General features: G+C 41.7%; 11 protein-coding genes. 6 read left to right on the forward strand and 5 right to left on the reverse strand.

Going from position 1 to position 14,682, the window contains the following annotated elements; all coding sequences use genetic code 11:
• Nucleotides 1-122: 122 nt before the first annotated feature.
• Nucleotides 123-1,286, reverse strand: coding sequence for a WG repeat-containing protein (locus AAEY75_RS01605; protein ID WP_227681284.1), 1,164 nt, complete (start codon nucleotides 1,284-1,286; stop codon nucleotides 123-125).
• Between the two features lie 512 nt (nucleotides 1,287-1,798).
• Between AAEY75_RS01605 and AAEY75_RS01610 the strand changes: the two genes are divergently transcribed.
• The gene (locus tag AAEY75_RS01610) at nucleotides 1,799-2,731 is read left to right on the forward strand and encodes a DMT family transporter (RefSeq protein WP_352258014.1); all 933 of its coding nucleotides are present in this window, start codon (nucleotides 1,799-1,801) and stop codon (nucleotides 2,729-2,731) included.
• Between the two features lie 111 nt (nucleotides 2,732-2,842).
• Here the strand turns inward: AAEY75_RS01610 and AAEY75_RS01615 are convergent, their stop codons facing one another.
• Nucleotides 2,843-4,291: a solute carrier family 23 protein gene (locus tag AAEY75_RS01615; RefSeq protein ID WP_352258016.1), complete on the reverse strand. Its 1,449-nt coding sequence runs from the start codon at nucleotides 4,289-4,291 to the stop codon at nucleotides 2,843-2,845.
• Between the two features lie 639 nt (nucleotides 4,292-4,930).
• Here AAEY75_RS01615 and AAEY75_RS01620 point away from each other — a divergent pair.
• Complete coding sequence (locus AAEY75_RS01620) at nucleotides 4,931-6,364, forward strand: L-serine ammonia-lyase (protein ID WP_352258018.1); 1,434 nt, start codon at nucleotides 4,931-4,933, stop codon at nucleotides 6,362-6,364.
• Between the two features lie 116 nt (nucleotides 6,365-6,480).
• Here AAEY75_RS01620 and AAEY75_RS01625 read toward each other — a convergent pair whose 3' ends face one another.
• The 3 genes from AAEY75_RS01625 to xthA all read right to left on the reverse strand — a co-directional run bounded on the left by AAEY75_RS01625 (nucleotide 6,481) and on the right by xthA (nucleotide 9,460).
• Complete coding sequence (locus tag AAEY75_RS01625; protein WP_194197562.1) at nucleotides 6,481-6,873, reverse strand: DUF4377 domain-containing protein; 393 nt, start codon at nucleotides 6,871-6,873, stop codon at nucleotides 6,481-6,483.
• A gap of 362 nt (nucleotides 6,874-7,235) precedes the next feature.
• Entirely contained in the window at nucleotides 7,236-8,459 is a 1,224-nt protein-coding gene (argJ, locus tag AAEY75_RS01630) for a bifunctional glutamate N-acetyltransferase/amino-acid acetyltransferase ArgJ (RefSeq protein ID WP_352258020.1), read from the reverse strand.
• 158 nt (nucleotides 8,460-8,617) lie between these two features.
• Complete coding sequence (xthA, locus tag AAEY75_RS01635; protein ID WP_352258022.1) at nucleotides 8,618-9,460, reverse strand: exodeoxyribonuclease III; 843 nt, start codon at nucleotides 9,458-9,460, stop codon at nucleotides 8,618-8,620.
• A gap of 586 nt (nucleotides 9,461-10,046) precedes the next feature.
• On the opposite strand from xthA, the gene AAEY75_RS01640 reads away from it, so the two are divergent.
• The 4 genes from AAEY75_RS01640 to AAEY75_RS01655 all read left to right on the forward strand — a co-directional run bounded on the left by AAEY75_RS01640 (nucleotide 10,047) and on the right by AAEY75_RS01655 (nucleotide 14,648).
• Entirely contained in the window at nucleotides 10,047-10,601 is a 555-nt protein-coding gene (locus tag AAEY75_RS01640; RefSeq protein WP_352258024.1) for a thioesterase family protein, read from the forward strand.
• A gap of 63 nt (nucleotides 10,602-10,664) precedes the next feature.
• On the forward strand, nucleotides 10,665-11,507 hold the full coding sequence (locus AAEY75_RS01645) for an ABC transporter ATP-binding protein (protein WP_352258026.1): 843 nt from the start codon (nucleotides 10,665-10,667) through the stop codon (nucleotides 11,505-11,507).
• A gap of 187 nt (nucleotides 11,508-11,694) precedes the next feature.
• Nucleotides 11,695-12,486, forward strand: a complete 792-nt coding sequence (locus AAEY75_RS01650; protein WP_352258028.1) for an ABC transporter permease — start codon at nucleotides 11,695-11,697, stop codon at nucleotides 12,484-12,486.
• Nucleotides 12,487-12,950: 464 nt separating this feature from the next.
• Nucleotides 12,951-14,648 carry an AMP-binding protein gene (locus tag AAEY75_RS01655; RefSeq protein ID WP_352258030.1) on the forward strand — a complete coding sequence of 566 codons (1,698 nt, stop codon included), beginning with the start codon at nucleotides 12,951-12,953 and terminating at the stop codon, nucleotides 14,646-14,648.
• The last annotated feature ends 34 nt before the right edge of the window (nucleotides 14,649-14,682 follow it).

Here is a 14,682-nt window from a genome sequence, read left to right on the forward strand (position 1 = left end):
CTTAACTGCTTCACATAAAAAAGAGTGTAAAACCTATTATCAACTCATAGGCTTACACTCTTTTTTATTGCTAGAATACGACCTAAATATTTTACATGGGTCTTTAAACATAAGGGCAGCCTCTACTCACAACTGATACTAGTCCCTTCTTTATCAATGCACATTTTATTACCATTTTTTAGATTACCAATCCACGCCTTACCATCCGTAAATACAAACGCAGGCTTACCTTTGTAGCTGTCATTCTCAGACACACCGCTGTCAGAAAAACGAAACGGAATCACAAGCTCACCACCAAGACTGAGAAACCCCCAGTCTTTACCAATTCGTATGCCAGCTAAGCCTTCGGAAAATGACTGCACCTCATCAAACGAATACGTAATCATAATCACGTTATTATCATCAACAAAACCCCACTTACCATCTTGTTGGCTCGGCTGCAATGTCGTAAAACGATTGAGAGGTGCTGTCTTTGATTGGGCAAGACCGGATTTGGCAGAATTAGATTCTGATGAAGAGGGTCCATCATCATCTTTGCCATTTGGATCACTGGTCGTATTGCCGTTTTTATCCAACCAACTGATTGCTCGGCTTTTATTGACGCGAGCTACGCCACCTCGATAATCATCGATATCACTAATCGCTGCCGAAAATGGCACAATGGTTTTATTGGCGGTGTTAATTACTCCATAGTTACCATTTTTTTTCACGACTATACGGCCTTCCGAGACTCCTCTTGCCCAGCCTGCTGACTCACCTAATAGGTCATAAACGACTGGCACAACCTCACGACCCTGCATATTGATGTAACCAACTTTATTGCTGCGTTGTACGGGGATTAGGCCGCCAGCGATTTTATCTGCCTTGATCTCTTGATAACGTGATAAATCAACGACAGCTTTGCCTTTACTATTAATCAAAGCCACTGGCGCACCGAAATCTTTTATTGCCAAAAAATAACCGCTACTTGACGTACAAGAGACGTTTTTATAATAGCTCTTGGGCAATTTACAACTTGCAGCATGCGCGGGCATACCCATCACAATGGCCAATAAAGCTCCAAGACACAGGTAAAGCGCATATGTTGGAGATGACCATAAACGGACTAAAGCAGATAATGGTGAAAAAGACAAAGAACGTTGACGCATAAATAACCCTAAACTAAAAGTATGGTGGCGTTTTAAACCTTCACGACTGGCTGACAACTCACTTAGCACTAATATCGCACTTAATGCGATTAACACACTTAATATAGTGCCATCACCTAGTGAATATAGTAAGCCCATGCTAGGGCGTGTCATCGATTAGATTGTGAGGCTTAAAATGAGAGAAATTGTAGATAAACAAGGAAGAAATTGCCATTAATATGAATATATTGACAAAATTTCTAACGATGTTTAGCCATTTTAAGGCCACTAAATGTATTAATGTGCTAATTGATGACACGCCCTTATAACTTATGACTATTATAAACCCTCACATTGATAAATAGCGAATAGCTACCTAGTTTTAAGATTGCTAGCATGACAATGTCATAGTACAGCTATCCGAATAAAAACCTTAATCTATTTATTTCTAATATTTTTTTATGATTCTTGTTTTTCTTTAAAAATGTTTGCTAATTGCCTAGCAAGGCATTCATTTTTTAAGCCAAAACGTTTACAGTGAGACTTATATAAAATCGAGCATTACTCAAATTAGCTTGTCGTACTATTACCATCATTTTATTGTCTATAAATGATATCACTCCAACAACGTAACATCACTTTAGTCATAAGTATTAAAGTAAGGATAATTTATGGCAGTGACCTCTTCGCGCTCTGCATCTATCGGCTTGGTCATCGGCTGTATCATTTTTGGTTTGGGTAGTTTGATTGTGGCTCATGTGGATGTGGGCGGTTGGGCAATGGCCTTTTGGCGACTGGCCATCTCTGGTGTCATATTTACCGTACTGGCCAAACTAACAGGGCAACATTTGCCACGTTCAAGGCGTGCCATCATTTATGGTTTATTGTCAGGGGCGTTTTTGGGGTTAGATTTGGCGCTATGGCATGAGAGTATTTATGCGGTCGGACCTGGTATTTCAACCCTGCTTAATAGCTTACAGATTTTCTTTTTAGCCGCTATCGGATTTTTGTATTTTGCAGAGCGTCAGTCTATCTTGCAACTGATCAGCTTGTGCCTTGCCATGTTGGGTGTGGCCATGATTGGCAGCCCTGAGTTTGCACATAACACAGATGCCATTTGGGGCTTTGTGACGGGTATTCTATCAGGAGCTATGCTAGCTGCTTCTATGACCTTTATTCGCAAAACTCATGACACAGAACCCACACCCATATTTGTATTGATGCAATTGGTCAGTATTGGTGGCGTATTAGCCATGATTGTACCGATGTTCATATTTGATATGGGACACATATTACCCAATACATGGTCTGAGATTGGTTGGATACTGATTTATGGCGCCGTCATGCAATGCTTGGCATGGGGACTCATTGCTTACTCTATCCCTAAAATGTCTTTGGCATTAACAGGGCTACTTCTGTTGAGTGAGCCGGTGGCCGCATTAATAATTGACTATAGCTGGCTAGACAAACCTATCAATACCTTGCAATGGAGCGGTGCCTTATTGACCATGTTTGCCATTTATTTAGGATCGTTGAAGCCCAAACCACGCGCCCTACGTCGTTATCGGTTTTTTGCGCGCTTTTATAAACGTAGATATAAATAGCGCTAACATTATAGGTCAATAAAAAGCACCCATGCTATCGATAGCATGGGTGCTTTTTTAACGTTAACAATTTGGCTGAGATGTTCTATAAATATTCTGGAAATCAATCCATTATTTGGCTAACGATTTATTAGCAGCCTTCATCTCAGCGCTTTGGTTAAATAATGCATTTAATACGATAGCTGCCAACGTAGCAGTACCGATACCGCCCAAATCAAAACCGCCTAAGTGCAAGCTGAAGTTACCAGTACCCATAATAACGGTCACTGCCGCAATGATCAGGTTACTGTTTTTGCTAAAATCAATATGGTTGTCTAACCAGATTTTTACGCCTGCAAGCGCAATTAAGCCAAACACCACGATAGATGCGCCGCCCAATAATGCCGCTGGTATCGTCTGAATGATGGCACCAAACTTTGGTGATAGCCCAAGAATGATAGCAACTATACCAGCTACAACGAATATCGTCGTGCTATATACTTTAGTCACCGCCATAACACCAATGTTTTCGGCATAAGTGGTCACACCTGTACCACCAAATCCTGCTGAAAAAGTCGTCGCTAAACCATCTGCAAAAAATGCGCGGCCCATATAAGGCGTCACACGAGCTTTGGTCATGCCTTCGACGGCCTTAAAATGCCCTAAGTTTTCAGCAACCAAGATAAAGGCTACGGGCGCAATCAGAATAACGGCATTTTTATCAAAACTAGGCGTATGAATGGTTGGTAGACCGAACCATGAAGCGGCTGCGACACTACTAAAGTCAATCGGCGACCCGAAGCCTAGGACGTTAGTCATTACAAAATAGGCAAGATACGATAGTATCAGACCAACCAGTAGTAGCAAGCGACGCAACATGCCGCCTGTAAACACAGCCACACCACTAATCAATAGTACCGTCAATGTAGCCATCCAAGCGTCAAACTGATTACTAGATACCCCTTGAATGGTGACTGGTGCTAAATTAAGACCAATAATCATCACGATAGCACCAGTGACGATAGGTGGCATCAGACGCTCAATCCAGCCAGTGCCGGTTTTCATCACCAGCAGTCCAATCAACGCATAAATGATACCGCACGCCATAATGCCGCCCAAAGCGACACTTAAATTATCATTGAATCCTGCACCTGCATACGCGGTAACAGCAATAACTGGACCGATGAAAGCGAAGCTTGAGCCCAAGTAACTTGGCATACGACCGCCTGTGATCATAAAAAACATCACAGTACAGATACCTGACATCAAAATAGCCAAGTTAGGATCAAAACCCATTAACAATGGTGCCAGTACCGTCGCCCCAAACATCGCAAACGTATGCTGTACACCTAGCAACACACTTTTTGATGGCGGCAAGTATTCATTAATACCAACTGGATCACGATCCAAATCACCCTGATAAGAACGCCATGTTGGAAACCAACGGCCATTTTCAAAATCTGGGTTTTTTGGATAACTAATGGCTGCTGAATCAATACCTGCAGCTTCTAGTGCATTGTGAGCCGATTGCTCTTGGGCGCTACTTTCTGAATGCGAGGAAGGGTCTTTTTGAGAGGGCATGCGCTTATCCTATGTGAGCTGAGCTAAAATAATAGGCGACAATAAATGATGGAATCAAAACTGAGTCAAATCGTGAATTCAATAGATAAAGAGATGTAGGTAAAGATGAATATAGTCGATTCAATTTAAAAGTAGTACAAGATAACCGAGTGCAGATGTATATCAAATACTTCAAGCGAGGTTAACGCTGTAATGCTTTTATAGTGGAATGACTATAGCAAGCTCCACATCCTTTCATTTATAATATGTCGCCCTAATTCATTCATTTATGTTGCAACATGGCAAACCAAAAGTATTATTTGGTATGATGACCATGTTTTGCTAGATGTATCAAGTCGGATATGTTCTACTAAAAACGATTTCGGCCGTTATGTACTCAACGTACTTCATAGCGACAACCAACTTACAGGATGTTACACGGCAGTTGACTCCGAGCATGATAACGGAGTTTCAAAATAAATAAAAGTTATTATTCAATCACTAGTTGTACCCCTTTACGCTAATATTTTCATAGGTGTTGCCCTGCACACGTTTGCTTTCGGTGCATAAGGGTGGTGGCTGTCTATCATATTCTCAATAAAAGTGCCTAAAGCAATCAATACAACAGGCTAAAGCACTCAATACTTTTGGTAACTTATTATGATCAGTGTTTTTGATTTATTTAAAATCGGCATAGGACCATCAAGCTCACATACCGTCGGGCCGATGCTTGCTGCAAATCTTTTTTTGGCTTCACTAAGTAAGCATCAAGAACTGACAACGATTAAAACGATTGAAATTGAGCTTTATGGGTCTTTGGCGGCTACAGGCAAAGGGCATGCCACCGATACTGCCATATTGCTAGGTCTGCTTGGACACGCTCCTAGCACTATTGATACACGTATGACGAGTAGCTATTTATCGCCTATATTTTCTGACAAGACACTGAATATATCGGGTACTCACCTCATTAACTTTGATACTGAGCGCGATATTCATTGGTATGACGATACGGTGCTTCCTTATCATCCCAATGCCTTGATGCTTCGAGCCATATCGACAGACGGTACTCACTATCAGCAGACTTATTACTCAGTCGGCGGCGGATTTGTGATTAATGAAGAAGACGCTACCAATCCAGATGAAGATCATGCCAGCCCAACGATTGATGTGGTTCCTTACCCGTTCAATAGTGCCGCAGAGCTTTTAGAGCAGTGCCGCAAGCATGATCTAAGCATCAGCGATCTGGTACTGGCCAATGAGTGTCACTATCGCAATCAAACAGAAGTATTTGCCTATTTAGATTCTATTTGGACTTCTATGCAGGACTGCGTGACACGAGGGTGTCAAAATAGCGGCATATTACCTGGTGGCCTAGATGTGAAGCGTCGTGCTCAAGCGCTGCATCTGCAACTATGTGCTGAAAAAAACCAGCCAGTGACGAAAAACGATAAGCTTGCGGCGATGGATTGGATTGATCTATATGCCTTAGCCGTTAATGAAGAAAATGCCAACGGCGGTAATGTCGTGACTGCCCCTACCAATGGTGCTGCAGGTATTATCCCTGCCGTCATGCATTATTACCGTGACTTCCTATCAACTTATAGCATAGAAGGCGCTCGCCAGTTTTTATTGAACGCCACCGCTATCGGCAGCTTAATCAAACAAAATGCTTCAATATCTGGTGCTGAGGTCGGCTGTCAAGGTGAAGTTGGCTCTGCTTGTGCGATGGCAGCATCAGCATTGGCTGAAATCCTAGGCGGTGACCCTGCCAAATGTCTCAATGCCGCTGAAATTGGTATTGAGCACAATCTAGGTCTCACCTGCGACCCTGTTGGCGGACTAGTACAAGTACCTTGCATCGAGCGTAATGCGATGGGCGCGGTAAAAGCTGTGAACGCAGCACGCCTTGCCTGCCGTGGTAATGGGCAGCACTTTGTTTCTTTGGATAAAGTAATCGAAACGATGAAAGTAACAGGTGCTGATATGCTTGATAAATATAAAGAAACATCTCGTGGCGGACTTGCTGTCTATGCAGACAATCGCATCCCTACGGCAACTCGCGGCTTTACTGTTAATTACAGCCAGTGTTAAAGCTACTCAATAATTGATTAAAAATTGATTAAAAAAAGGCCTCTAATTTGCTAGAGGCCTTTTTTATTGTCTTTTCTATAGCGAGGTCGTAAGACACTCAGTAATCCAAGTAATTTTTACTCAGCAGTTTTTGAGATAACTTCATTCAAAATCCAAACTGGCTGTACGACGTTAGAGCCTTCTTCAGTCACAGCTTCTTGACGTATATCGAGCATATAACGATAGTTTGGCTCATAGGTAAAGCCTTGGATGTTACCGTTTAGAGTAGTGTAGTTTTTCTGATAGGTTTGACGATATTGTAAACACTGAGACTCAACTGTAGAGCCATCAGTTGCGGTAAGGTCACATACAGCTTTACGCGGTGCAACTTCTACTTCAAAACTTGGAATATTCACCACTTTTACATTCATAGGCTGCCCTTCAACAACCATCGTACGTTCATTGTCCATAGTAGAACAACCAGAAAGTGCAAAAGTCGTCATCAATGCTGCAAGTGCAAATTTTTTCATTATAAAATCCTCAGTGAGTTGTTATTAATTATAAGTAGCTTGTCTAAATTTATTTTTTTAACATCTAATCTGTGTAATAGCTAATCCTTGTAACAGTAAGCACGGCACTGCAAATGTGTTATTAACAAATAAATCATCAAAGTTTAAAAGTCTGGCCATGTGTTATTTACTAAGATTAGTATAAGCCGCAAGCTCTCTGTCTCTCTACAACTGCTTTGTAAAGTAACGTCAGCTTTTGCAACTGATGTTAATAGTACGTATTAACTAGTAGGGCTAATTGATACTGAGCAGGCGTCAGACAGCAAAAATCCAGAATGATAATCACTCTGGCTCAATCAACAATGTATTTACTTCAGTAGATTCTAACTACGATAATCAGCATTTATCTTAACGTAATCATAAGATAAGTCGCAGGTATACACCGTATCACTGGCATCGCCACGTGCAAGATTGATATGAATAGTAATCTCAGGACGACTCATGACTGCCTTGCCCGCCTCTTCCGTATAGCTAGGCGCAACGCCACCACTTTGGCAAATCATTACATCATCCAGATACACGTCGACTTGCTCTGTATCTAAATCTTCGATACCCGCATAACCAACTGCCGCTAAGATACGACCCCAATTGGCATCGCTCGCAAAGAATGCAGTCTTTACGAGTGGTGAATGTGCAACTGCATATGCCACATCGCAGCACTCTTTCGTCGTCTGGCCACCAGTGACTTTCACTGTCATAAACTTAGTTGCACCTTCTCCATCACGCACGATTAATTGCGCCAAACGCACAAATATTTCTGTCAACGCCGTAAATATTGACTGATAATGCGGATGTTCTGGGCTATCGATTACCTCTGAGCTAGCAGCGCCAGTGGCTATTAATACACAGCAATCATTGGTAGAGGTATCACCATCGACAGTGATGCGGTTAAAAGATTGCTCATTGATGGCACTTAGCATCTCTTGTAATAAGTCAGCAGCGATATTGGCATCAGTCGCCACGTAACCTAACATGGTCGCCATGTTCGGGCGTATCATGCCTGAGCCTTTTGACATACCTGTTATGTGATAACTGGTACCCGCTACATCAACTTTTTGACTGGCAAGCTTAGGAATCGTATCAGTGGTACGAATGCCATTGGCTGCTGCAAGCCAGTTATCAGCGCCTAAAGTAGCAAGTGCATTGTCTAAGCCTGCGATCACTGCGTCGCTATTTAATGGCTCGCCAATGACACCTGTAGAAAATGGCAATACAGCATTGCTATCTACGCCAGCTTTATGAGCCAGTGCAGCACAGATATCGACAGCACGACGCTTGCCATCAGTGCCCGTCCCTGCATTAGCATTACCTGTGTTGGTCACCAAGTAGCGAGGGCTGGCTTTAGCGAAGTGTTCGCGCAATACTCGTACAGGTGCAGCACAAAAGGTGTTTTTTGTGGTTACAACCGCAGTGGTCGCCTTATCCGCTATCTCTATGACGACTAAATCATCACGGTCTTTATAGCGCACACCCGCTGCAGTCGCACTTAGCTTGATACCTTCGATAGGATAGATCGTATTGGGTACTTCAATATTTCCGACAGCCATCATTACATCCTTATTGTTCAAGTTTTATTATGATTTATAGACTATGTTTTGATAAATACTATAGTCTGTTCAATATAATTTGGATACAAGGAAGCTGAGTGAAAGTACTAGAAACAATAGACTAAACGAAGCTGACACCGTATCCAATTTATAGAGGATTAACTATATAAACGTATTACTATTTTTTTTAAGTCAAATGCCGACCAAATTGGTGCATGATCAGACGGTTTTTCCATAGCGCGCAGATCATAGCTGATACCTGCATCAACACATGCTTCAACTAGGTCTGCGGTACACAAAATATGGTCGATACGCAGTCCACGCTTAGGCTCATCATTGAAACCACGACTGCGGTAATCAAACCAGCTATAGAGCTCAGTACTTTCTGGATAATGCAAACGATACGTATCTGTCAGCTCACGCGACATCAGTGCACTGTACCACTCACGCTCTTCTGGTAAAAATGAAGTCTTTCTGTTTTTCAGCCAGCGCTTGGCATTGACTTCACCGATGCCGATATCAATATCTTCTGGAGCGATATTCATATCACCCATAATTACAAGCGAGCGGCCTTCTGCTTTTAACGTATCAATATAAGCCATCAAATCTGCGTAATAAGCACGCTTCATTGGAAATTTAGTCGGATGGTCTTGGCTTTCTCCTTGCGGAAAATAACCGTTAAGCACATCGACTTCACGGCCTTCAAACTCATAGCGGGCATGGATAAAACGCTTTTGTGCTTCTTCCTCTTCACCCGGAAAGCCTTTTTGCACAAAAATAGGCGCGACTTTAGACAAGAGTGCAACACCATAATGCGCTTTTTGACCGAAATACTCTACGTGATAACCCAAGCTTTCTATGTTTTCTAAGGGAAACTGCTCATCGTGTACTTTGGTTTCTTGCAGACCCACCACATCAGGATCGATGACGTCTCGCATAGCCTCAAGCTGATGTTGGCGAGCACGAATACCATTAATATTAAAACTGACAAAACGGGTCATAAATTATCCTATACTGATTGATGAAATACGGTGCTAATACGAATAGTTGAGAGGCAAAAGATACAAACCACTATAGTCGATTCAATTTAAAAGTAGTACAAGGCAACCGAGTGTCGATGTATATCAAATACTTCAAGCGAGGTTAACGCAGTAATATTTTTATAGTGGAATGACTATATGATAACAGACGGAGCGCAACCTAACTATTGCGTGTCCTGATATCTTAAGCTAGAGTAGCTCTTATTATTAACTGTTATTTCTATAATAGTTTTGAATGACGCTTTATTATCGTCAAAACCCTATTATTAAAAGCAGTATTGTTATTTATTCAAAAGGCAATACTAAGGCGTGTCTTCATTTTAAAGATGGTGATGAAAATGAGATAAATTGCCGTCAAACAAGAAAAATAGCTCAGATAATATCGGGATATTAACCAGCTATTTGATGATGTTTGACAAGATTTAGCCATTTTTAGCCCATTTAGATGACTATTGAGTGAATTGAAGACACGCCCTAACCTTTATTAAGCAAAAACTTTTAAGCCATTTCTATTTATTTATACTGATAAAAAATACTGAGCATGATTATGACAACCACTAACAGCAAAAACTCAACTGCCGCATTGACGCCATTATTTGCTAAAGATTATAACGTCTATATTAACCATACTGATGCCGGTGGTATAGTCTACCACGCCAATCACTTGGTGTTTTTTGAAAACTGCCGCCGTGATTGGTTTGGCCAAATTGGTTTGAATGGTTATTTTCTACAGACGGACAATGGTGATATACAGCACTTTGTCGTGAGTCAGGCAGACTTGCAATACAAACGAGCCATTCTCTTAGATGAAGTGATCAGCGTGCGTGTCGATAAAGTCGAATTGAAACCTGCCAGTATGATTTTTTATCAAAGTATTCATCGCCATATGGTAGGTAGCACCGCTACAGACAGCAGCAACAGTTTACTAAGTAGCGGTAAAATCGTTATCGCCTGTGTACAAAATCAAGTTCAAGCAGAGCCTATATCTAATGATAAATCAGATACTACCGCTGCGAACAATGCACCCATGCGCCCTATCCGTGTACCACACAAGTTACGTAGTGCTATCGAGCAAGCTATTAGCGAGCAAATCGGTAGTTAATAATCCTAATAGATGAGCTTGCTCCATAACAAGGGTGCGGTTGATAAGGGTGAGTTTGAGGTTATGCTTACATTCGAAAATATTTGGGTACACAGCAAACGTATAGCGCCTTCGTATTCTCCTGGCACTGTGTCTGATAATGTATCTAGCAATGTCACTAGCGTTCAAACAAACCCATTTACGCCATCTAATATTTATCAAAAATGGTCTAAAAAACTAAGAAAAATAGTAAAGCCAGATCCTATCTTACCCGCTCATAATCGAGTATTGATAAATGGTGTGACTGGTACACTATTATCAGGACAAGTCACGGTGTTGACAGGGTCTTCTGGTAGTGGCAAATCTGTGTTGTTACGAGTATTAGCGGGACTATTGCCAATGAGCAACGGTGACGTCTATCTCAATAATGAGGATGCATCAAACATCAATGCGCCTCAGAGTATTTATGATATGCTGCCCACACAATGGCGCACGCAAGTTGCTCTGCTCGCACAGCATCCACAGTTGCTAGAAGGCAGTGTCATTGACAATCTAACAATGCCCTATCGCCTACAAGCTCATCAGCATCTCGATTTTGATATAGATTGGCACATCGCACAGCTCGAACGCTTGCAACGAAACGCTGATTTTTTACAGCAAGATACCTATCACTTATCAGGTGGTGAGCGGCAACTGGTCAATACCCTGCGCCTTTTACAGTTAAATCCACAGGTATTATTACTAGATGAGCCTACAGCCGCTCTAGACATTGACACTTCGGCACAGCTGGTACAACTACTACTGAACTGGCTACAACTAGATACGCAGCGCACATTACTATGGGTCACTCATGATACGCAAGATATCATGCCACTCGCCAATCATCATTGGCATATGCAATCAGGCGTATTAACTGAGGTGTTTTAATACCAGAACATAGTCAACACCTCATGTCATATCTTCACTGACTGGTTCTACCTAGTATTTATATTATAATATAGTCGGTGCAATATAATTTGGATACAAGAAAGCTGAGTGCAAGTGCTACAAATAGTAGACTAAGCGAGACTGACACCGTATCCAATTTATAGAGGATTAACTATAATGAGCACTTATGAGTGGTACGGATGATATACAAATGGTTCTGACTTATGGGGATGTCGCTTTAGCTAGTAGTCTAATTCTCATCGTACTTCTCGTATCATGGCGACTGCGCTTGCATCTGACTAAGATACTACTAACCGCTGCTATTCGTACCGTGGTTCAGCTTAGTTTCATTGGTTTGATATTGGCATGGATCTTTGCACGTGAACAATGGTATGAAGTACTCCTCATTTTAACCATCATGACCTTAATTGCAGGCAGCGCTGCCAAAAACCGGGTCAAGCGTAGCTATAAAGGCTTATTCACCGATACGTTTATCGCAGTCAGTACTTCAGCAGTATTCGTTACGGCAATCGCAATTCTTATTATTTTGAGGGTGCAGCCTTGGTACACCCCGCAGTTCATCATTCCTATACTAGGCTTAATACTGGGCAACTCGCTCACTGCCATTTCTTTGACTAGCAACCAATTGATTGAATCCTTTCATGAGCAACGCGGGCGCATCGAGATGATGCTCAGCTTATCTGCGCGACCATTTGAAGCCGTACATGAGCCCATACGTGCCGCGATTATCAATGGCATGACGCCAACGTTAAACTCAATGTTAGTCGTTGGTATTGTCAGTTTACCGGGTATGATGACAGGTCAAATCCTTGCTGGCGCCGATCCTACTCAAGCAGTTCGCTATCAGATTGTGACCATGTTTTTGATATGTGTGAGTAGCACGCTCGGCTGTACAATCAATGCATTGCTTATCTATCGACGTTTTTTTAATAAAAAACATCAATTTATCCTACCGTAAATACTGCGGTATTAATGTCTAATTACAACAATCACCTTATGTCTGAAACATACTTCTATATATTTGATATTAGCTATATATTTGAGCTCGATTTATGTACTGACCAGTGCTGCAAACCAATATTTCCTTAAGCCACATTCGTGCTAATGTGTTGAATAGATATCTATTTATTTTTGGATACTTCAACCATATAAAATAGACTTTTTTATTATTAAGGCATCTGTTTTTTCAACGCTCTTAATGATAAATTATACTTTCTAAAAATCATTCTCTCGAATGATTTATTTTTTTGAATGATAGCTAGATTCCATTATACAACGATGAAACAAACCCATCAGTCAGTCAATCGATAAGAATTTATCACTCTCAACAGCAAACGATCACGTCAGTGCTGATGAGTGTCATTGACACGGATACGACTGCCACATCACAATTTTAAATAGTAAAACTCAAGGACGCTGACTATGACGCCGAATAAACCATGGCTTGCCCATTACCCTAATATTGTGCCTAAGACGATCAATCCCGATAGATACAACAGCATCATAGATCTATATGAAGAGTGCTTTGATCGCTTTCGTTTGCACCCTATGAGCATCTGTATGGGCGTGACTCATACTTATGGTGACGTTGATAAAGCCTCACTGGCAGTTGCGGCATGGTTGCAAGCACAAGGTATCCCTAAGGGCAGCGTCGTCGCGCTAATGATGCCAAACGTTCCACAGTACTTGCCTACGATGATTGGTATTTTACGCGCAGGATATGTATGTACGCCTATTAATCCACTTTATACCGGTCGAGAATTGCGCCATCAGTTGAATGATTCAGGTGCGCAGATTATTTTTGTGGTTGATAACTTTGCCCAAGCACTTGAGCAAGTCATTGATGAAACCAATATCAAGCGCATTGTTCTCTCAAGAATGGGCGATATGATGGGGCTAAAAGGTATCTTGGTCAATACAGTTATCCGTCAGGTCAAACGCCTCGTTCCTAAATATAAGCTGAACGACCCTAAGCACGAATTGACCAAATTCCCTGATGTGCTCAAAAAAGGTAAAGCTCTTCCGTTCCATAAACCAGCCATGCAATTAAGTCAAAAAGCATTTTTGCAGTACACAGGTGGAACGACTGGACTGTCTAAAGGTGCGATTTTGTCGCAGCGTAATATCGTTGCTGCAGCCTTGCAGTCAGAAGCATGGACTCGGCCGATTACCTCAGAGATTAATGAGGTTTATATCAATATGGTGATGGCCCTACCGCTATATCATATATTTGCGTTTATGCTCAGTATGTTAGGCATGCGTTCCGGCTACACCTTTATATTGGTACCAAACCCACGTGACATACCAGGATTTGTCAAAACACTATCAAGGCAACCATTCCATATATTGCCAGCAGTTAATACTTTGTATAAAGGCTTACTCGATAATCCAAACTTTAAAAACTTAAATTTTAGTTCCCTGCGTCTCTCTCAAGCGGGTGGTATGGCTGCGACTGAGCAAACAGCTGCACGCTGGCTTGAAGTAACTGGCTGCCCTATGGTCGAAGGTTGGGGTATGACTGAAGGTGTGGCAGCAGGCACGGCTAATATTGTGACGGATCACAAATTTAATGGCACTATTGGTTTGCCGCTCCCGAGCGTTGATATCATTGTGGTCGATGATGAGGGCAATCGTCTTGGTATCAATGAAACGGGTGAGATGTGCATCAAAGGCCCCAATGTCACCTCTGGATACCTTAATAGAGACAGTAGTGATGACTTTACCAGTGATGGTTATTTCCGTACTGGTGATATTGTCAGCATGGATGAAAGAGGCTATATCACCCTACTTGATCGCAAAAAAGACATGATTTTAGTCTCAGGTTTTAACGTATTCCCGAATGAGATTGAATCTGTCATGTTGGATTGTAATGCTATCGTTGATTGCGCAGTCATTGGTATTCCAGATGAAAATCAAGGCGAAGCCGTTAAGATTTATGTCGTTCCTGCTGATAAAAATGTCACCAAAAGTGATATTAAAGAATTTGCTCTAGATAATATGACTGGCTACAAATGTCCACGTTATATCGAGTTCATTGACGAGCTACCAAAAAGTAATGTCGGCAAAGTATTGCGTCAAAAACTACGTGAAAAACACATATCAGACAATCCGAAACCTTAGATAGAAGTTCTATAATAAGAAAGCGTTCTATATC

Origin of the sequence: Psychrobacter sp. TB55-MNA-CIBAN-0194 (assembly GCF_040309505.1) — a bacterium.
In the GTDB taxonomy this organism is placed as follows: Bacteria; Pseudomonadota; Gammaproteobacteria; order Pseudomonadales; family Moraxellaceae; genus Psychrobacter; species Psychrobacter fozii.

What these genes read in the sequence shown, in the direction of transcription:
- AAEY75_RS01605 (WP_227681284.1), bottom strand. Translation starts at nt 1,286, where the DNA reads ATGGGCTTACTATATTCACTAGGTGATGGCACTATATTAAGTGTGTTA.
- AAEY75_RS01610 (WP_352258014.1), top strand. Translation starts at nt 1,799, where the DNA reads ATGGCAGTGACCTCTTCGCGCTCTGCATCTATCGGCTTGGTCATCGGC.
- AAEY75_RS01615 (WP_352258016.1), bottom strand. Translation starts at nt 4,291, where the DNA reads ATGCCCTCTCAAAAAGACCCTTCCTCGCATTCAGAAAGTAGCGCCCAA.
- AAEY75_RS01620 (WP_352258018.1), top strand. Translation starts at nt 4,931, where the DNA reads ATGATCAGTGTTTTTGATTTATTTAAAATCGGCATAGGACCATCAAGC.
- AAEY75_RS01625 (WP_194197562.1), bottom strand. Translation starts at nt 6,873, where the DNA reads ATGAAAAAATTTGCACTTGCAGCATTGATGACGACTTTTGCACTTTCT.
- argJ (WP_352258020.1), bottom strand. Translation starts at nt 8,459, where the DNA reads ATGGCTGTCGGAAATATTGAAGTACCCAATACGATCTATCCTATCGAA.
- xthA (WP_352258022.1), bottom strand. Translation starts at nt 9,460, where the DNA reads ATGACCCGTTTTGTCAGTTTTAATATTAATGGTATTCGTGCTCGCCAA.
- AAEY75_RS01640 (WP_352258024.1), top strand. Translation starts at nt 10,047, where the DNA reads ATGACAACCACTAACAGCAAAAACTCAACTGCCGCATTGACGCCATTA.
- AAEY75_RS01645 (WP_352258026.1), top strand. Translation starts at nt 10,665, where the DNA reads ATGCTTACATTCGAAAATATTTGGGTACACAGCAAACGTATAGCGCCT.
- AAEY75_RS01650 (WP_352258028.1), top strand. Translation starts at nt 11,695, where the DNA reads ATGAGTGGTACGGATGATATACAAATGGTTCTGACTTATGGGGATGTC.
- AAEY75_RS01655 (WP_352258030.1), top strand. Translation starts at nt 12,951, where the DNA reads ATGACGCCGAATAAACCATGGCTTGCCCATTACCCTAATATTGTGCCT.